The sequence below is a fragment of the Candidatus Collinsella stercoripullorum genome, from assembly GCF_027669965.1.
Lineage (GTDB): Bacteria > Actinomycetota > Coriobacteriia > Coriobacteriales > Coriobacteriaceae > Collinsella > Collinsella stercoripullorum.
The window spans coordinates 80,486-99,023 of the sequence record NZ_JAQECM010000001.1 but is presented as its reverse complement, the minus strand read 5'-3'; the positions used below and the strand labels follow the sequence as shown (position 1 = coordinate 99,023).

Genomic DNA, 18,538 nt, shown 5'->3' with positions numbered 1-18,538 from the left:
CGGCCCTCTCACGGCGGCGGCGCGGACCGACCCCCGCTCGCGCGCGGCGGGCTCGCCCCCGTAGTTTCCTCGTGTCGTTCAGCGGACCCGCGGGGCACGAGCGGGCGCGGCTTTCCTAGAATGGGTTGCAGCCTTGGATTCCCCTCACGTCAGAAAGGGCCCCGCATGAGCGTGCGCAAGAGCTCCGAGGCAGACGGCGGGCGCGGCCGCAACGAGACCGCCCTGCGCGTTCTGAACCTCCTGTTCGTCCTCAACTCATCCTCCAACCCGCTCACCACCGAGCAGATCGTGAGCGACTCCGACCTGGGTTACGGCTCGGACAACCGGGCGTCCGACCTCAAGAAGTTCAAGCGCGACCGGGACCGGCTCGCCGAGCACGGCATCCATGTCGTGGAGGTGCGCGACGAGGGGGCGACGGCGACCGACGGGAGCCGCTGGACCATCGACCGCGCCTCCACCTACGCGCCCGCCGGCGTCATCTCCCGGGACGACGCCGACACGCTCCTGCGCGCCGTGGACGAGAGCCTGTCCCGGCAGGAGATCCCCTACCGCCAGGCGCTGCTCGGCATCCGCTCAAAGCTCGTCGCCCTGACGCAGGGACCCGGCAGCGGGGCGGATGCCGGGGAGACACGACGGGAGGACGGGACGGACCGGTGCGACGGGGACGACGGCGGAGCGGGGCGCTGTGCGGACGCCCTGTGGTCCGCCTTCGCCATGAAGCGCAGGATACGCTTCGCCTACCTGGACGCGCGGGGTGCGGAAAGCCAGCGCACCCTCGAGATCTGGGGCGTCTTCATGCAGGACGGGCACACCTATTACGTCGGTCTGGACGAGCAGTCGGGCGGGGTGCGCACCTTCCGCGCCGACCGCGTCACGCGCTGCTGGAGGCCCGCGGGATCGTATACCGTCCCGCCGTGGTTCGACGTGCGCGACTACCTGTTCCTGCCCTTCGATATCGCCGGGGGGCTGGCGAGCAAGGCCTGCTTCACCTTCGACGGCTCGATCGGGGAGGACGAGGTCGTCGCCATCACCCATGGGCGCGGCGAGCTCGAGCATCTGGTCGACGGGAGGCGCCTGTGGACGGTCAAGGTGCGCGACATGCGCGCCGCAGCCGCGTTCGCGCTCTCCCACGCCCAGGCGAGCATGAGGCCCTTCTCCCCGCAGAAGCTGGTCGATGAATGGAACTCCCTGATCGGAAAGGCGGTGGCGGCCCATGCCGAAGCCTGAGAACCTGACCGCCGAGCAGCTCGTGACGGCCGGGATCCGCCTGCTCGAGGCGCTCTCCGCGGCGCCCGGGCAGCGGATCGCCCGCGCGGAGGCGGCCCGGATGCTCGGGGTGCGTCCGGGCGATGTCGACGCCGTGGTGGAGACGGTCTCCGCCCTCTCCGACCGGACGAGCGGGGCGCGGGCGGCGATCTCGGTCGCGAACGGCGAGATCCGCCTGCAGGGCGAGGCCGCGCTGCTCTCGCCGCGGCGCTTCACCATGGAGGAGGCGCTGGTCATCGCCCACGTCCTCGATGCCCTAGACATCGACGCGGGGACGCGCGGGCGCATCCGAGACGCGGTCATGCCCTATATCGGCGAGGCGGACGCCCAGGGGACGCGCGTCGCCGAACCGGCGCGCTACGGGTCGTGGTTCACCGCGCTCGCGGAGGCGATCGAAGACGGCATACGATGCCGCATCTCCTACCGGGCGCTCGGCGAGGACTCGCCGAGCGGGCGCCTCGTGGACCCCATGCTGATCTCCGACGAGGACGGGGCCTCCTACCTTGTGGGCTGGGATGTCGAGAAGGACGCCGAGCGCCGGTACCGCCTCGACCGCATCGCGGGGGTGTCGTTCACCGACGATTCCGTCGACCGCCATCCGCAGGTCCATGCGGGCACGGCGGAAAGCCTGCGGGCGAGCGGGAGGGCCGCGCGCCTCGTCGCCGCCGACGCCGGCCTCGTCCAGCGCCTCGATTGGGCGGGGATCGGCGAGGTCGAGGTGCTCCCGGACGGCCGGTGCGCGTTCACGCTCTGGTACTCGTCGGACGCCTGGCTCTTCGACCAGGTCCTCTCCGCCGGCGGGGACCTGGTCATCGAGGGGCCGGGGGCGCTGAGGGAGGGCCTTGCCGCCTACGCGGACGGCCTGACGCGCTGAGGCGACGGGCCGGGCGCCCGTCGTCCCCGGCCCGCGCGCACCGCTCCGCTCCGACGCCTGCGGGGGATATCGTCAATGCGGGCCCCGCCATGCGGGATACAGGAGGAAGCGGTCTTGCGCCCGTCCCGTTCCGCCTCGCGGCGGAACGGACGCCCCGCGCCCCATGCCGGCTCCCTACCGCTCGTGGGCGCGGCGCCACAGCTCCAGGTAACGACCCACGCTCCCGCTCTCGATACGCTGATAGCCCGAGGTGGGCAGCGAGTTCAGGAACTTCTTCCCGTACCCCTTGGTCACCAGGCGCGAGTCGGCGAGGACCAGGACGCCCACATCGGATGACGAGCGGATCAGGCGGCCGGCGGCCTGCTTGACCTCCAGCACCGCCTCGGGAAGGGCGTACTGCGCCCAGGCGCGCTCCTCGCGGCGCCCGCGCTCGCAGGACAGCGGGTCCGTGGGGCTTGAGAACGGCAGCTTGGGGATCACCACGCACCGCAGGGTGTCACCCGATGCGTCGAACCCCTCCCAGAACGCCTTCAGGGCGAACAGCGAGGAGCTCTTCTCCGAGATGAACCGGTCGCGCAGCTGGCGCGCCGAGGCGTTGCGCTGCTGGCACGCGAGCTCGAGCCCGGCGGCGGAGAGGCGCGGCTCGACCCGGGCGTACAGCTCCTCCATGTCGCGCCTGTTGGTGAACAGGGTGAGCGACGAGCCGCCCATGGCAAGATGGACGTCCACGAGCAGCTGCTCCAGGGTGTCGAGGTACGCGTCGCGGCTGCGCGGGTCCGGAACGTCCCCGGCCACGACGACGGTCATGTTCTCGTCGAAGTCGTAGCTCGAATCGAGGTGGAGGGCCCGAGAGCTCCCCTTCGGCAGCCGGTTCAGGCCGACCGCGCGCTCGAAGTGGCTGAAGTTCCCCGCGATGGAGATGGTCGCGGAGGTGAAGATCGCGCTGTGGGCCTCGGGCAGCCAGCGCTCGGCGAGCATCTCGCCGATATCGAGAAGCTCGGCGGTCAGCGACTCGCCCCCGGCGCGCAGGCGCCTGTTCACCTGCAGGGAGTACACGTAGCGCTCGTCCTCGCCCACCATGATGAGAGCGAGGGCGTCGTGCATCTCCCCCACCCGGCGCGCGGCGTCCGCCACGTCTACCACGAACTCCGGCTTGTCCTGCGACACGGTCTCGACGAGCGAGGAGAGGTTGCGATGAGCCTCGTCGAGCGCGTCCACGGCGGTCAGCCCGCAGGGAAGGAAGGCCTGCCAGGGAGCGCCGGCGCGCATCTCGGGGCCGATCCAGATGTTCGCGTTGTCGTACCCGTCCGAGCGCCCGCGGCGCGCGAGGTCGCGCACCCCGTCGAAGAGGTCGGCCATGGCCAGCGAGGCGCGCTGGGCACTGGCGACCGCCTTGGCCGAAAGGCCCATGTAGAGCGTCGCCGCATCCGACCCCGCGAGGTTGCGGATCATCTGGCCGAGCGCCCCGGACCGCTCCCCGCCCAGCCGCTCGAACGCCGCCCGCGACTCCTCCGCGGACACCGACAGCGCCCATTGGCGACGCGCCTCGCGCTCGACCGAATGCGCCTCGTCGATCACCCAGTGGCGGATGGGGGGCAGGATCTTGCCCTCGGCTGCGACGTTGCGGAACAGCAGCGAGTGGTTGGTCACCACCACATCGACCCGCGCGGCGCGACGGCGGGCGCCGTGGACCAGGCACTTGTCCGGGAAGAAGGGGCACAGCCTGCGTGCGCACTCCCTCGAGGGGGTGGTGAGGTCGGCGCGGTTGACGCTGCGCCACCGGATCCCCAGCCCGTCGAGGTCCCCGGTGGGGGACTGGCAGACGTACGCGTAGATGACCGCCATGGCGGTCAGGGTGTCGGCGGGGTCCCGGTTGGTCTTGATCTCGGCCGTGGAGCGGGCGAGGCGCTCGAGCTTGCGCAGGCAGGGGTAGTGGTCGTACCCCTTGAGCGCGCAGAAGGTCAGCCCGCCCTCCATCTCGCGCGCCAGGCGCGGGAGCTCATGGTACATGAGCTGGTCGGCGAGGTTGTTGGACTTGGTCGCCACACCCACCGTGATGCGGTTGCGGCGGGCCGCTTCCGCGAGGGGGACCAGGTACGCCACGGACTTTCCGACGCCGGTACCCGCCTCGATGACCCGATGGGTCGACGTCGCGAGCGCGTCGCGCACCTCGCAGGCCATCTCGACCTGCTCGCTGCGCGGCTCGTACCCGGGGTACATGCGGCTGACCAGACCGCCCGGCGCGTACTGCGCCTGGAGTTCGTCGCCGCTCGGCATCGCCAGCCCCGGGAGCTCGTCGGCATCGACCCGCTCCAGCGGGGCGTCCGCGGACAGGACCTCGGCGCGCGCCGCGGCGAGGGAGAAGATGCCGTCGGGGTCCTCCCCTGCTAGGTAGGAGAAGATGGGACGGTAGCTCCAGGGGACATCGGGGTGCATGTCGGCCAGGCGCCGCATGAGGCCGCGCGGCAGGTCCGCAAGCGCCGTGAGGAGGATGCGCCAGACGCCGCACAGGGCGTCCACGTCATCGCTCGCGCGATGCGACACCGCGCTGCACCCGAACAGCTCGGCGAGGGCGGACAGCTTGTGGGAGGCCAGGCGCGGCAGCGCGATGCGCGACAGGGCGAGCGAGTCGATCCACACCTCGCTCACGCGCACGCCGCCCTTGACCGCCTCGATGAAGGACCGGTCGAACGCGGCGTTGTGGGCGATGACCGGGCATCCGCCCACGAACTCCTCGAGGGCCGCGACCGCCTCCTCCGGCGAGGGCGCGGCCGCCACGTCGGCGTCCGTGATGCCGGTCAGACGCACGATCTCGGGCGGGATGGGCCCTCCGGGATGCACGAAGGTGTCGAAACGGTCGACGACCTCGCGTCCCCGCAGGCGGGCCGCTGCGATCTCTATCAGCTTGTTGTCCTGCACGGACAGACCGGTCGTCTCCGTATCGAGGACGATCACGTCCTCCTCGATCAGGCCGAACGTGCGGGTACGGGCCCGGTCCACCAGGGTCTCGTAGTTCCTGACGACGAAGTCGGGCGTGCCCGCCATCACCGCCTCAGCTATGGTTGCCAATGGTTCTACCTCTCCGCCACGTCCGCAGCGCGGTCGAGGGCGATGTCGATGAGCTGGGCGCAGGCCTCGGAGAACGCGATCCCGGCGTGGCGCAGCTCATCCGGGAACAGCGAGGTCTCGGTCATCCCCGGGATCGTGTTCGTCTCCAAGATGACCGGCCCCTGATCCGTGACGATGAAATCGCTGCGCGAGAAGCCCGTGCAACCGAGCGCGCGGTGCGCCCGGCAGGCGAGCTCCTGGACCCGAGCGTAATCGTCGGCGGCGAGCTCCGCGGGGATCCTGTGGATATCCGTGGGGTCCACGTACTTCACGTCCAGGTCGTAGAACTCGGAGTCCGCGGGGCACCTGATCTCCACGACAGGCAGCGCCGTCAGGTCCTCTCCCCCGAGAACGCCCTCGCTGACCTCGACACCCACCAGGCGCTGCTCGATCAGCACCTTGTCGCTGAAATCAAACGCACGTTCGATTGCCGCGGGGAGCTGCGATGCGTCCTCGACCTTGCTTACGCCGTAGCTCGAGCCGTTGATCGCGGGCTTGACGAAGAGGTCCCGCCCCAGCTCCTCGATGATTGCGGGGACGTCGTAGCCCTGGCCGCGCTCCAGGGCGACCCCCTTCGCAACCGGTATGCCCGCGCGCTCATAGAGGAGCTTGGAGAGCTCCTTGTCGGCGCCGCACACGCTGGATGCAGCGTCCGATCCCGTATAGGGGACGCCCAGGTACTCGAGGACGTGCTGGATCATCCCGTCCTCACCGCCCGCGCCGTGCAGCGCGATGAAGGCGACGTCCCACGACCCGCCCTCCATGGCGGCGAGGAACCCGGGGGCAGACGGGTCGAGCAGCTCGACGGCCCCATACCCGGCCTCCCTGATGGCCTTCATGGCATGCTCGCCGGACGCGAGGGAGATCTCCCGTTCCGAGGAGAAGCCCCCTGCCAGCACCGCGACGCGAATCCCGTCCCTCGACCTGCCCTCCATGGCCGACCCCTCCCTGCAGCACCTCCGGTGCCCGATGATGTGTGTCCTATGCGCGGCGATACCGCATCGCCGCGCCGTGCTGTACCTTATTGTATAGATGCTTGTTTCGTTTACACCCCTGTGAAAGGTACGTTATGCAACGTTCAAATCGCCTGCGCGACATCCGCGCGCTCACCCATGACGACATCGTCGGCCTCGTCGCCGAACTCGGACAGCCCGCGTTCCGCGCGAAGCAGCTCGAGGAGTGGCTCTTCCAGAAGAACGCCTCCTCGTTCGACGAGATGACTAACCTGCCGAAGAAGTTCCGCGAGCAGCTCACCGAGCGCTTCGCCTTCACCACGCCCGTCGAGCTCGTCAAGCAGGTCTCCCATGACGGTTCCCGTAAGTACCTGCTCGAATACCCTGACGGCACCTCCGTCGAGACGGTCGGCATGCCCAGCCGGGGCAAGCTCTCCGTCTGCGTGTCCACGCAGGCCGGATGCGCCATGGGCTGCGCCTTCTGCGCGACCGGCTTCAACGGCCTTTCCCGCTCCCTCACCGCGCGCGAGATCGTCGACCAGGTCGCCCATGTCGCGCGCGACTTCGGCGAACGCGTGACGAGTGTCGTCTTCATGGGTCAGGGCGAGCCCTTCGCCAACTTCGATGAGACCGTCAAGGCCCTGCGCATCCTCAACGACCCTGACGGCTTTGCCATCGGCGCGCGGCACCTGACCGTCTCCACCTGCGGCGTCATCCCCGGCATCAAGCGCTTCGCCGAGCTCCCCGAGCAGTTCACCCTCGCGGTGTCCCTGCACTCCGCGGTCCAGAGCACGCGCAACCAGCTCATGCCCGGCGTGAAGAAGTACACGCTCCTCCGCCTCCACGAGGCGCTCCAGTCCTATGTCGAGAAGACCGGGCGTCGACCGAGCTATGAGTTCGCCATGATCGAGGGCGTCAACGACACCAACCCCGAGATGGAGGCTCTGATCGACTTCTGCCAGGGCACTCTATGCCATGTGAACCTCATCCCCCTCAACGACACGCCCGCAAGCCTCCTGAAGCCCTCTCCCATGCATAAGATCGAGGCTCTCCAGCGTCGTCTCACCATGCACGGTGTCGAGACCACCATCAGGAACTCCCGCGGTAACGATATCGACGCGGCGTGCGGACAGCTCAAGCAGAAGCAGGTTCACGTCCAGGGAGCTTAGTCCCGGCCGCCTCCTCTCCATCCTGTGCACCCCGATGCCGAAGCGCCCGGTTCCCTACGAGGAACCGGGCGCTTTCTACAATGAACCAAGGCTATGGTTTCATGTGAAACGGGTTTCGCCATACGATCGGCCGGTCTCAGGATGTGGGAGCGTATCGATGCCCCCACTCCGAGACTCGCTACTGAACGCAGAAATGATTAGGTACCTTAGTACCCGATGCTCTCCCACTGATTCGAAACCCATTCCTGGTTGATCTTAGGGTTCTTGGTCATCTTCGCGGTCCTGACGGCCACATCCTCCGTCATATCCCCGACGCGCTTCTTAGACGTTTGATAGACATCGCGTGCGCCCCGCGTCAGCCTGCCCCTGAGCTCTGCATCTGTTGCGAGCTTATATCCAACGAACGCACCGGCAACGATCGCCACCAACGAGATGGATGCCGCGATGATCTTATTCCTCATCCATACCACCGTCCTCTCGCTCGGTTTCCATCACCTGTTCGAGAATCCTAGCCAACTCATCCTCGTCTTTGAATTCGATCTCGATCTTGTTCTTACCGCGCGTGGACTTCACCCTGACATTCGTGTTGAAGACCTGACGGAGAACGCGTGCAGCCTTCTTATACGATTGCGGGGTAACCGGTCGGGGTGCTTTCGGCGTCTCCCCGACAGAAAACAACGGTGCAAGGTTCTCTGTCGCTCGCACCGACAAACCGTCAGCAACGACCTTCTCAGCAAGTTTGATGCGCTGTTCCTCGAACGGCACAGCCAGAATCGCGCGCGCATGCCCTGCAGTCAGCTTCCCTTCGAAGAGAAGCTCCTGGACCCTTTCCGGAAGATCAAGCAGTCTCAGAGAGTTCGTGATCGCCGAACGTGATTTTGAAACCGCCTTTGAGAGGGCCTCCTGCGTCATACCGCTCGCCTTGATGAGCTGGCGGTAACCCTTCGCCTCTTCGATGGGATTCAGGTCGGAACGCTGGAGGTTCTCAATCAACGCAAGCTCGAGCATCTTCTGGTCGTCAACATCCTTGATGATGACGGGCAACTCGGAGAGCCCGGCGATCTTCGATGCCTGGTACCTTCGCTCCCCCGCTATGATCTCGAACTCGTCACCTTTCTTCCTTACAAGCAACGGTTGAAGGACACCGTGCTCACGGATCGACTCGCTGAGCTCCTCGAGTTCCGTCTCATTGAAGTGTGTGCGCGGCTGCTTCGGATTAGGATGAATTTTCTCGATCGAGACCGTGCTGTCAGGCTGAGTACTTGCACTGCCTGTCTCCGTCTGGGCTTCCTGCATGAGAGCACCGAGCCCGCGACCAAGAGCCTTTTTCTTCGGGCTAGGCACGACGCACCACCTCTTTCGCAAGCTGCATATACGCCTGCGCTCCCTTGTTGTTCGGAGCGTAGGTGACAACCGGCATCCCGAAGGACGGAGCCTCAGAGACCTTCACAGAACGCGGAATACAGGTCTTGAACGCTTTCTCACCGAAGTAGTTCTGGACCTCTTCAACAACCTGATTCGAGAGCGAGGTACGGGAATCATACATCGTGAGCAGAACACCGAAGGTATCGAGCTCCCTGTTGATGCGGCCCTTGACCATACGCATCGATTCGAGAAGCTTCGTGACACCCTCCAGGGCGTAGTATTCGCACTGGATGGGGATCAGGACGCTATCTGCTGCAGTGAGAGCATTGATCGTGAGCAGGCCCAGACTCGGCGGGCAATCGATGAAGATGAAATCGAACTCATCGACAACGGGCTCAAGGAGATCCTTGAGCCTTGTTTCGCGCGCCATCGTTGACACGAGCTCGATCTCCGCTCCGGCAAGCTGGATTGTCGCGGGAACGACGAACACCTTGTTGCATTCCGTATCCTGGATAATCTGCTCTGCGGGCACGTCATGGAGCAAGGAATCGTAGACGCAATTCTCCAGCTGTTCTTTCTCGATGCCGAATCCGCTTGTCGTATTTCCCTGCGGGTCGAAATCTACGACCAGAACCTTGTATTTCAGCTCACCGAGCGCCGCTGCAAGATTTACGGCAGTTGTCGATTTGCCTACGCCGCCTTTTTGGTTGATTATCGCGATAATTCGGGTGTTGATACCCTTCTTCGAGCGTTTTACATCCCGAAATCCCACAACTCCTCCTTGGTTCAGTTGATGTAGACGTTTCCGGAGTGCTGGTAGATGTTTCACGTGAAACACTCTCTACCATGGTTTCACGTGAAACGCATGATGAAATCATTATGTTTCACGTGAAACAATCAGGCAAGCGGCTTTCTACGAGCGAGTCCGGTCGCTCGAGGAAGCTTCACCTTTGATGTACCGGCTTTCACAAAGGTGAGCATCTGGCGTGAGCCCAGGTTGCAAGGAAGTTCAAATTCCTTGAGGTCAGAGAGCACAAATCCGGTGATCTTCGCAGTTCGAAGTCCAGAAGAACGCTCCTCATCAGAAAGAGGGGCCTTAGAAACAACAAGCCTGCCATCTTTCTTCAGAAGAGGAGCCGCATACTCGAGAAGAACACTGAGGGGCGCAACAGCTCGAGCGACAACACAGTCGAAGGAAGAGGGGTTCTCGCGCGCGTAATCCTCGACACGAGTGTGTAGGGCATGGGCATTTTCCAAGCCAAGAGCATCAATGAACGCGGAGACAGCACGAATCTTCTTGCCAACTGAATCGAGTAAGACGATATCAGCGTTTGAGGTAGCCGCAAGAGGAAGACCGGGATACCCGGCACCGGTGCCCATATCCAGTACATGCTCGGAGGCATGAAGGTTGAGGGAAGGCAGGAACATAAGTGAATCGAGGATATGGAGGACGATTCCCTCATCGATATCGGTGATGCGGGTAAGGTTGATTACCTGATTTACCTGAATGACATAGAGGAAATGCTCGATGCAGCGACGAGCGGCCTCTATGGAGATGCTGATACCAAACGAATCGCAGTAATTTACGAGAGCCTTGGTCATGCCCTCGAGATCGACGTCAGAGGAAATCGGTTCAATGTTGATAGTGCGCTGTTCTTGTGACATTGCAGTGGTCCTCCCAGCTGAATTGACAGAAGAAGTGTACCAACAAGGAGGGAGGTACCTGTCAGTCAGGGGAGCTTAGCCATATACATCATATGTATATGCTCCAACTGCTGTTACTGGAAGGCGTTGTAGTGCAAAAGCAAAAGCTGCATACAGGGGAGAACTGAAGGGCAAGAAGGTACGGTTCACCCACAATCGGAACATGGCCGGTCACATGGCGGGATCAGTCACCCGCTATGAGAAGCAAAGAGCGAACTGGATGGATAAAAACGGTGAAGCTGAACTTTGACGTGGATTCATTCAACAGATTCAGCGCTTCTGACAACACAACGGTGATACGGCATGCATGCAACCAGTGGCACAACAAGCACACGGCACGACCGCCTTGCACTCTGAACGATCGCAGCGATTAACTGATACATATATGAGATATCAGCCTACATAGGAGAGCTGCGAAACAGAGAAGGCCAAGGGGCGTGGGTGGTGGAGACCTAGGGATCTGAGCACGGCGATGGGTGTGAAGGAAACAGGGCAACAGACGAACAGGTTCATGTGAAGCAAGGGATTCATCGGTGGGGTACGGATAACCGTCAACAGACCCAGGTTCAGTTCGCCAAGAACTTGGAGACCAAGACTATTTGAACGGAGAGGGGATTTAGGAGAGCGCAGGGACAGAAAGAGGTCGCAAGGGAAGTCGACCAGAACCTCGCAACGTGAATAGCTCAAAAAAGAGACTCGGCAATCTAAAAGCGCGACCACTCCCTCCCCTACTGCAGCCAGGACACCTTCATAGGGAGCTACACATTTCCTCAGCTGAAATATTGCTCAACGAACCACATGAAGAGAGGACGGGCAATTGGAAGCCGTACGGGTCAGTCCGCAGTCGCCACCAGAAGACGGGAGTTGAAAAAGGCAGATCGAACACTCTGAGGTCGCAGCATGCGAAAGCGAGGCGGTTGAGGACAGGCGAATCAGCCACTGACTGAAATCCACGATGCGTGGATTTCAGTCAGTTTGCAGGTAGAGACAGGTATGATTGCACCCATAAGTCGCAAACACAAAAGAAAAGGGCGCACCGTTCGGTACGCCCCAACAGAAGCAGGATGGAGGACAGGTCTACAGGACCGTGATGACAACCCGTCGTTCAGGATCGGAGCCCTCGGAATGGGTGTCGACCCGGTCGTCATCGCGCAGAGCGATATGAACGAGACGACGCTCATATGCGCTCATAGGAGGAAGATTGACCGTCGAGTGCTGACGCACGGCGCGCGCGGCTGCGGAGCGGGCCATGGAGATGACCTTGTCATGACGGCGGCTCTTGTAGCCCTCGACATCCACGGCCACGGGATAGCGGAAACCGAGGCGGCGGCTGACGAGCAGGGAGAAGAGGGACTGCAGCGACTCGAGGGTACGGCCGTGACGGCCGATGAGCACCGCGAGGTCGGGAGCGGTCACATCGAGGATAAGCTCCCCGTCATCACCCTCGTACTCGTCGATGGGGGAATCGGAGGCATCGAAGAACCCGAGCAGGTCGCGTAGGATGGAGACGGCGACGTCAGCTATGGTGTCGAGCTCCTCGTCCGTCAGCTCCTCACCCGCCTTATAGCGCTCCGCGATCTTGGGGTACTGACCGATGACCTCGACCGTTGCTTCCTGAAGTTCCTCAGACATGGCACACTCCAATAGTTAGGTACCTAATAAGTCAGTAGACCTTAGCGCTTCTTATGAGGGCGCTGCTTGCGCTCGCGGCGGACGACATCCACCTCGATGGGGGCGTTCGACATGCGCTCCTCCTCTTCCTTCTTCGCCTTGTCAATGACGCGCTGCGTGACGAAGAGCTGCTGAGCGACCTGCCAGGCGGAGGAGACGTCGTAGTACAGCAGGACGCCCGCGGGGAGGTTCCAGCCGATCCAGAGCATCATAACCGCCATGACGACCGCCATCATGCGCATGCTGGAGGCCTGCTGGCCGGTCTGGTTGCGCGCCATATACAGCTGCGGGATGAGGGTGAGCACGGCGAACAGGATAAGCGCGATAAGGTAGGGGGCGGCGACGTCCATCCCCTGGGAGAGCGTGCCGCTCGGGGTGGCCTGGAGGTCCGGGAGGATGCCGTAGAAGGAGAAGTTCTCGCCGGAGAAATACTGCGGGAGGTTGTTGAGCAGCGTGAACAGCGCGAACAGGATCGGCATCTGGATGAGGAGGGGCAGGCAGCTGCCGAAGGGGTTGAACTTGTTCTCGGCGTAGAACTTCTGCATCTCCTCGGCCTGGCGCTGCGGGTCGTCCGCATAGCGCTCCTGAAGCTCCATGAGTTTGGGCTGAAGCACCTGCATGCGCGCCGTAGAGCGCGAGGACTTGAGCATGAGGGGCGTCAGGATGAGTCGGATGATGACGACCAGGATGATGATGGACAGGCCCCAGTCAACCGCGAAGCCCTGGATGAGCTTCAGGATTTGGAAGAGGATGGTAACGATCCAGTCCCACATGTATGTAACCTCCGATGATTGCGACGCGCCTTACGGCACGGGGTCGTAGCCGCCGGCTCGCCAGGGGTTGCACCGCAGGATGCGGCGGAACCCCAGCCAGCAGCCCTTCAGGACGCCGTACTTCCCGATCGCCTCGACGGCGTACTGCGAACAGGTCGGCGTGTAGATGCACGAATCGGGCAGCAACGGGGAGATGACCGATTGATAAAAGCGCACCGCGGCGACGGCGATCCGCCGCGGCAGGTGCGCTTGAACTTCAGCCTTGTTATCCATCGATACCCGCCCGAGCGGACAGCGACCGGAGTGCGGCCTGCATCTCGCTCGGAGAGGACGTCCGGGTGCGCGGGGTCGCGAACAGGATCAGCTCGTATCCCGGTCGCGGGAGGCCGCAGGCGCGGGCCGCCTCGCGCAGGACGCGCTTCGAACGGTTGCGCACCACCGCGCAACCGAGGCGCTTCGCAGCAACGAAGGCGACCCGCCCAGGATCGCCTTCGTGTTCGACGCTGCAAACCGTCATGCGCATCAGAGGATGCCGATAGCTCCTCCCCTGATGGAAGACGCGCTCGAAGTCACGTCGAGATTTGATCGTCCTCATGCGAGACGCATGCTACTTATCGCTAACGGTCAGGCGCTTGCGGCCCTTGGCGCGACGACGGGCGAGGACGGCGCGGCCGCCCTTGGTGGCCATACGGGCGCGGAAGCCGTGGGTCTTGGCGCGCTTACGCTTGTTGGGCTGGTACGTACGCTTCATGGTTGGTTTCCTCCTGCTGCTGCATTTCGTGTGCGTACACGATATAGACACGTGAGCTTAGAGATTGTAGGAATATGCTGCGCAAATGTCAACGAAACGGCGGGCATATCAGCACAGGTCCTCCACGCGCGCCTCAGGTTTCGAAAGGTTTTGAACCGTTGTGCAAATCTTTCACGTTCTTTCAGGGAGTTTTCCACAGGTAGCGTTGAAACTGTCGATAACTTTTCATGTCCGTGCGAAAGTTTTCAACAGAATTGGAAAACTTGTTGAAAGGTGCGGAACGGCGAGCTGATATTCTGTAGAGGCTGCCCACATACATAGATTGCGAAGACCATGTCCGATGACTTCTACCCATTCGTCGACTCGGGTGACCCCGCGCCGGATAACGCCCACATCACCGGTGGGGGCGCTGACGAGCTGCGGGCGCAGGCTGTGGATATGAACGCCGCCGAGCAGGTGTCCTACGCCACCCGCATCGCCATCTACGACGACATGCTCTCCACCCCCCGGGTGATCGTCATCGCGCCCAAGGACGTGCGCACCTACCTCGAGGAGATTACGAACACCGTGTACCGCTGCATGAAGGAGCAGGGCGGCGGGATCTCGCTCATGGTCATCCGCGAGATCGTCGAGAACTTCATCCACGCGAACTTCGTCGAGCCCATCATCTCCATCCTCGATGACGGGAACACCATCCGCTTCGCGGACCAGGGGCCGGGCATCGACGACAAGGAGCGCGCGTTCGAATTCGGCGTGACGAGCGCCGACCGCAACCAGAAACGCTATATCAGGGGCACGGGGGCCGGGTTCCCCATGGTCCAGCAGTACCTGGAGAATGCCGGCGGGGCGGTGTCCATCGAGGACAACCTGCACCAGGGCACGGTCGTGACCGTATCCATAGCCCCCGCGCGGGCCGCCGAGATCGAGCGGGCGCACGGGCGGGGGGCCGCCGTGCGCGGCGCGGCGGAGATCGAGGGCGGAGCGGCGCTCGGCCCCGGAGCCCCGACGGGCGCGGGCGCGCAGGCAGCCCCCACGGCACCGGGGGCCCCGATGCCCGATGGCGCGGCGCCGACCGGGTTCGCGGCAGCCCAGGCACCCTACCCGGGGGCGCCGGCAGGAGGAGGAAACCCCTGGCAGGCCGCCGGATATCCCCCGCAGCCCTACAGCTACCATCAGGCCTATCCCGGCGCAGGGGCATTCGGCGCCGCGGGGATGCCGCAGGGCGCGGCGGCGGCCTACCCGCAGCCCTATGCCCAGCAACCGTACATGCAGCCCTATCCCCCGCAGCCGCCTGCCGGGCAGGGATACCCTGCTCAACCCTATGCCCCCTACCCCGCCTATCAGGGAGTTCCTCCCCAGGGGTACCCCCCGGCGGGCCCCGGGAGCCAAGTCGGCGCCGCCGGGCAGGCGGGAGGCGGGGCGCCGGCGGGCGCCGCGTTCGTGAGCGAGCGCGGCGAGGCGGCCCTTGCCTACCTGGCGGAGCACGGAAGCGGCGGGCCGACGGACCTCGCGCACGCCTACGGGTCCTCCGCCCCCACCTGGTCCCGCGAGCTCGAGACGCTCAGCAGCCAGGGACTGGTGGTCAAGCGAGGGCAGAAGCGCTTCCTGACCGACGCCGGGCGGGCGCACCTGGCATCCAAGACGGACCAGCAGTAATCGGGAACCGAGGTGAACGATGGATAACGAGGCACGGCTTCTGCTCGACGACGCGATCGCGTTCTGCCAGCGCGACGGTCTCGACACGCGGCTTATCAACATGCTCGCAAGCGCGCGGGCGACCAACCTCACCGAGGACGCCCTCACGATCGAGGCGCCGAGCAGGTTCGCCTACTCGTATCTGGTGAAGCAGCGCACGGTGATCGAGCGGTACCTGGAGGAGATCGCCTTCGCCCCGCTCGCCCTCAACATAACCGTCCCCCAGGTCGACGAGGGGACCCCGACCTCGCGCACCGAACCGGTTCAGCCGACCGCGCCCCAAGCGCGCTCCGAGGCGGGCAAGCCGATGACCGAGGAAGAGAGGCCGACTGCATCATACCAGGTAAGCGGTATGGGACCCGTCGTCGCACACGCGGCCTCCACCGCACCGCGGACCGAACCCGGAACCGCATCGCACCACAGCGGACCGGCGCTCGCCGTGCCCGCGGAGGGAGGGCCGCGGCGCGTGAGCGTGACCAACACCATGTCGCCCGACCAGTTCCGCCGCATGATGGCGGACATGAAGCGGGAGGACGGGGCCGCGCAGGCGCCGGCGCCCGCGGCGGGGCCCGCCCCGCAGCCTGCACCCGACGCGGCGGCCGCGGCCGATACGTCCGACGGATCGGACGGACCCTACCCCGCCGTGGGCATCAACGCCAAGTTCACGTTCGAAAACTTCGTCCTCGGCGACGAGAACCGCCACGCCTACCAGTCCGCCGCGCGGTTCGCGGCGTTCGCGGACGAGCCGGGGCAATGCACGAGCCTGTTCATATACGGCAACTCGGGGCTCGGGAAGACGCACCTGCTCTTCGCCATCAAGAACTACCTGGCGAGCGAGAAGCCCTACATCCGCGTCAAGTACGCGAACAGCCAGGCGTACCTCGACGACTACATGCGCGACCTCGGGTCGCAGCGCGGACCGGGCGAGCCGATCATGCGCGAGTACCGCAACGCGGACGTGCTGATCATCGACGACATCCAGAACATCATCGGGCGCCAGGCGTCCATCGAATTCTTCTTCCAGCTGGTAGACGAGTTCATCCGCGAGAACAAGAAGATCGTCATCGCCTCGGACCGCGCCCCCAAGAAGCTGGAGATGGACGAGCGCCTCACGAGCCGCTTCAACTCCGGCATGCTCTGCCTGGTCTCCGAGCCGAGCTTCGAGACCAAGTACCGCATCCTCAAGTACTACTACGAGAACACCATCTGCGCGAACGCGGCGGAGACCCCGCATGCCGACGGCATCTCGATCCTCGACGGGATCGCGCTCGAGGAGGGCCACCTCACGGACGACCACCTGCGCCATATGGCGGACATCTCGGGCAACAACATCCGCGAGCTCGAGAGCTTCTGCGAGCGCTGCGCGGGCCTCTCCTACGAGAAGGAGCAGGCAGGAGGCGAGCTCACGGCGACCGATATCGACGCGATCGCCGACGAGTACTTCGACACGGCGCGCAAGAAGGTCCGCATCGACACCGTGCAGGGCGTCGTGGAGGAGTTCTACCACGTGAGCCATGAGGACATGATCAGCCGCAAGCGCACCAAGAACATCGCCTTCCCGCGCCACGTCGCCATCTACCTCGCCAACAGCATGTGCGAGCTGTCCCTGGTGGCGGTGGGCGAGGCCTTCGGCCGCAACCACACCACGGCGATCCACAGCATCGAGGTGGTCGAGAAGAAGATGAAGGAGGACGCGCGGTTCGGAGAGGAGCTCCAGCAGCTCCGGAACGTCATCCTCATCAAGTCGTGACACCTGTTGAAAACCATTTGAAAGATTCGGCAGAACCTGTTGAAAACGAGAAGGAGGCGGTGCAAAGGATGGGTGTTCAAAACCGGCTGTCGAAAGCAGGGCCGGTTCTCGACATCCGCGAGACGATAAAAATATCGGACCCCATCTGGGGATATGTCGTTCTTCGACACCGTCGACAGGCTTATTACTATTGTTAGATGTAGATATATAGATAGATATATAAAAGAAGGGACCGGCCACATGAGATTCACCGTCAGCCAACCGGCGCTCTCCGAGGCGCTCTCGATCGTCATGAAGGGCGTCGCGGGGGCGAGCACGCTCCCCATCCTCTCCGGTGTGCTCATCCGCGCAACCGAGGGCGTCCTCGAGTTCCATACATCGAACTACACCATCTCGATCCGCCACCGCATCGCGGCGCGCGTCGAGGAGGAGGGCGAGACCGTCATCCCCTGCAAGATGCTGTCCAACATCACCAAGACCCTCCCCGACGCCCCCGTCTCCTTCGAGGTCGCGGACAGGCAGGTCTCCATCACCTGCGAGAAGAGCTCCTTCCGCCTGAACACCCTCGATCCGGCGGACTTCCCCGAGTTCCCCACCATCGCCCTCGAGCGCTCCGTGGAGCTGCCGTGCGACATCCTGTCCGAGATGGTCGGCCGCGTCTGGCGCGTCACCTCGACCGACAAGAACCGCCCGGTCCTGAACGGCGTCTACATGACGGTCGAGAACAACACGGTCCGCCTCGTCGCGACCGACTCCTACCGTCTCGCTGTGTGCGATACGCAGGTGGAGACCTCGTCCCTCGAGGGGAGCTTCGAGCTCAACGTGCCGGCGGAGGCGTTCAACGACGCGCTCAACATCATGGGCGGCCAGCCGACGATCATGATCGGCTCGACCGACACCCAGGTGGTCTTCGCCGCGGGCAACACCACCTACGTCTCGCGCCGCATCGAGGGCACCTACCCCAACTACAAGGCGCTGCTGCCCGCGACCTGCGCGACCACGGTGAAGATCGACGTCGAGTCGTTCTCCGCCGCGCTCAAGCGCGTCGCGGTCGTCGCGCAGGCGAATTCCGCCGTGAAGTTCGAGATCTCGGCCGAGACCGGCTCCATGGGGCTGTCCGCGATCTCGAACGACCAGGACCAGGCCGCCGAGACCATCGACGTCGAGGTCGAGGGCGCCTCGGGCGTCATCGCCTTCAACTACCACTACATCTTCGGGTGCCTGAACGTGCTGAACCGGGAGAAGGAGCTCACCTTGGAGCTGCAGAGCTACAGCCAGGCGGGCATCTTCAAGTCCTACGACAAGATCAACTACCTCTACCTGGTCATGCCCGTCCGCATCTAGTCGCGTTTCCGCGCCGCGCCGCCTCCGCCGCCTCGTGGGCCCCGCCGCCCCGGGCGGCCCTGCGGTGCGGGCTCGGCCGCCCCTGCGACGGCGGCCGGTGACGGTCCACGAAGGG

General features: G+C 64.2%; 17 protein-coding genes. 6 read left to right on the top strand and 11 right to left on the bottom strand.

The genetic code is table 11. The annotated features are described in order from the left end of the window. The first annotated feature begins 165 nt into the window (after positions 1-165). Positions 166-1,227: a helix-turn-helix transcriptional regulator gene (locus PHA29_RS00355; protein WP_270403030.1), complete on the top strand. Its 1,062-nt coding sequence runs from the start codon at positions 166-168 to the stop codon at positions 1,225-1,227. Continuing rightward, positions 1,214-2,140, top strand: coding sequence for a WYL domain-containing protein (locus PHA29_RS00350; protein ID WP_270847412.1), 927 nt, complete (start codon positions 1,214-1,216; stop codon positions 2,138-2,140). The genes PHA29_RS00355 and PHA29_RS00350 overlap by 14 nt, the downstream gene beginning before the upstream one ends. 174 nt (positions 2,141-2,314) lie before the next feature. Here PHA29_RS00350 and PHA29_RS00345 read toward each other — a convergent pair whose 3' ends face one another. Both PHA29_RS00345 and PHA29_RS00340 read right to left on the bottom strand, forming a co-directional pair. After that, positions 2,315-5,185 carry a helicase C-terminal domain-containing protein gene (locus tag PHA29_RS00345; RefSeq protein ID WP_270847456.1) on the bottom strand — a complete coding sequence of 957 codons (2,871 nt, stop codon included), beginning with the start codon at positions 5,183-5,185 and terminating at the stop codon, positions 2,315-2,317. Between the two features lie 29 nt (positions 5,186-5,214). Then, positions 5,215-6,183: a D-alanine--D-alanine ligase family protein gene (locus PHA29_RS00340; protein ID WP_270847410.1), complete on the bottom strand. Its 969-nt coding sequence runs from the start codon at positions 6,181-6,183 to the stop codon at positions 5,215-5,217. A 134-nt stretch (positions 6,184-6,317) separates the two neighbouring features. Here PHA29_RS00340 and rlmN point away from each other — a divergent pair, with 134 nt between their 5' ends. Beyond that, the gene (gene rlmN, locus PHA29_RS00335) at positions 6,318-7,370 is read left to right on the top strand and encodes a 23S rRNA (adenine(2503)-C(2))-methyltransferase RlmN (RefSeq protein WP_270847409.1); all 1,053 of its coding nucleotides are present in this window, start codon (positions 6,318-6,320) and stop codon (positions 7,368-7,370) included. Between the two features lie 206 nt (positions 7,371-7,576). Here rlmN and PHA29_RS00330 read toward each other — a convergent pair whose 3' ends face one another. The 9 genes from PHA29_RS00330 to rpmH form a co-directional block, all read right to left on the bottom strand. Beyond that, positions 7,577-7,831, bottom strand: coding sequence for a hypothetical protein (locus tag PHA29_RS00330; protein WP_270847407.1), 255 nt, complete (start codon positions 7,829-7,831; stop codon positions 7,577-7,579). Then, positions 7,821-8,666, bottom strand: a complete 846-nt coding sequence (locus PHA29_RS00325) for a ParB/RepB/Spo0J family partition protein (protein ID WP_270847454.1) — start codon at positions 8,664-8,666, stop codon at positions 7,821-7,823. Before PHA29_RS00325 ends, PHA29_RS00330 begins: the two co-directional genes overlap by 11 nt. Before the next feature lie 40 nt (positions 8,667-8,706). Continuing rightward, on the bottom strand, positions 8,707-9,507 hold the full coding sequence (locus PHA29_RS00320) for a ParA family protein (protein ID WP_270573518.1): 801 nt from the start codon (positions 9,505-9,507) through the stop codon (positions 8,707-8,709). A gap of 125 nt (positions 9,508-9,632) precedes the next feature. After that, positions 9,633-10,400, bottom strand: coding sequence for a 16S rRNA (guanine(527)-N(7))-methyltransferase RsmG (gene rsmG / locus PHA29_RS00315; RefSeq protein WP_270847406.1), 768 nt, complete (start codon positions 10,398-10,400; stop codon positions 9,633-9,635). Between the two features lie 1,116 nt (positions 10,401-11,516). After that, a complete protein-coding gene (locus PHA29_RS00310; protein WP_270403018.1) occupies positions 11,517-12,071 on the bottom strand; it encodes a Jag family protein in 555 nt (184 codons plus the stop codon). Between the two features lie 41 nt (positions 12,072-12,112). Continuing rightward, a complete protein-coding gene (locus PHA29_RS00305) occupies positions 12,113-12,883 on the bottom strand; it encodes a YidC/Oxa1 family membrane protein insertase (RefSeq protein ID WP_270403017.1) in 771 nt (256 codons plus the stop codon). A gap of 30 nt (positions 12,884-12,913) precedes the next feature. Beyond that, the gene (gene yidD, locus PHA29_RS00300; protein WP_270403015.1) at positions 12,914-13,156 is read right to left on the bottom strand and encodes a membrane protein insertion efficiency factor YidD; all 243 of its coding nucleotides are present in this window, start codon (positions 13,154-13,156) and stop codon (positions 12,914-12,916) included. Beyond that, a complete protein-coding gene (rnpA, locus tag PHA29_RS00295) occupies positions 13,149-13,478 on the bottom strand; it encodes a ribonuclease P protein component (RefSeq protein WP_270403013.1) in 330 nt (109 codons plus the stop codon). Before rnpA ends, yidD begins: the two co-directional genes overlap by 8 nt. Before the next feature lie 12 nt (positions 13,479-13,490). Continuing rightward, positions 13,491-13,634 carry a 50S ribosomal protein L34 gene (rpmH, locus tag PHA29_RS00290; RefSeq protein ID WP_022387171.1) on the bottom strand — a complete coding sequence of 48 codons (144 nt, stop codon included), beginning with the start codon at positions 13,632-13,634 and terminating at the stop codon, positions 13,491-13,493. A gap of 333 nt (positions 13,635-13,967) precedes the next feature. Here rpmH and PHA29_RS00285 point away from each other — a divergent pair, with 333 nt between their 5' ends. The 3 genes from PHA29_RS00285 to dnaN all read left to right on the top strand — a co-directional run bounded on the left by PHA29_RS00285 (position 13,968) and on the right by dnaN (position 18,423). Next, positions 13,968-15,290 (top strand): ATP-binding protein, encoded by a 1,323-nt coding sequence (locus PHA29_RS00285; RefSeq protein WP_270847404.1) that lies wholly within the window; start codon positions 13,968-13,970, stop codon positions 15,288-15,290. A gap of 19 nt (positions 15,291-15,309) precedes the next feature. Beyond that, on the top strand, positions 15,310-17,079 hold the full coding sequence (locus tag PHA29_RS00280) for a DnaA ATPase domain-containing protein (protein ID WP_270403010.1): 1,770 nt from the start codon (positions 15,310-15,312) through the stop codon (positions 17,077-17,079). A 240-nt stretch (positions 17,080-17,319) separates the two neighbouring features. After that, positions 17,320-18,423 carry a DNA polymerase III subunit beta gene (gene dnaN, locus PHA29_RS00275; protein WP_270403009.1) on the top strand — a complete coding sequence of 368 codons (1,104 nt, stop codon included), beginning with the start codon at positions 17,320-17,322 and terminating at the stop codon, positions 18,421-18,423. The last annotated feature ends 115 nt before the right edge of the window (positions 18,424-18,538 follow it).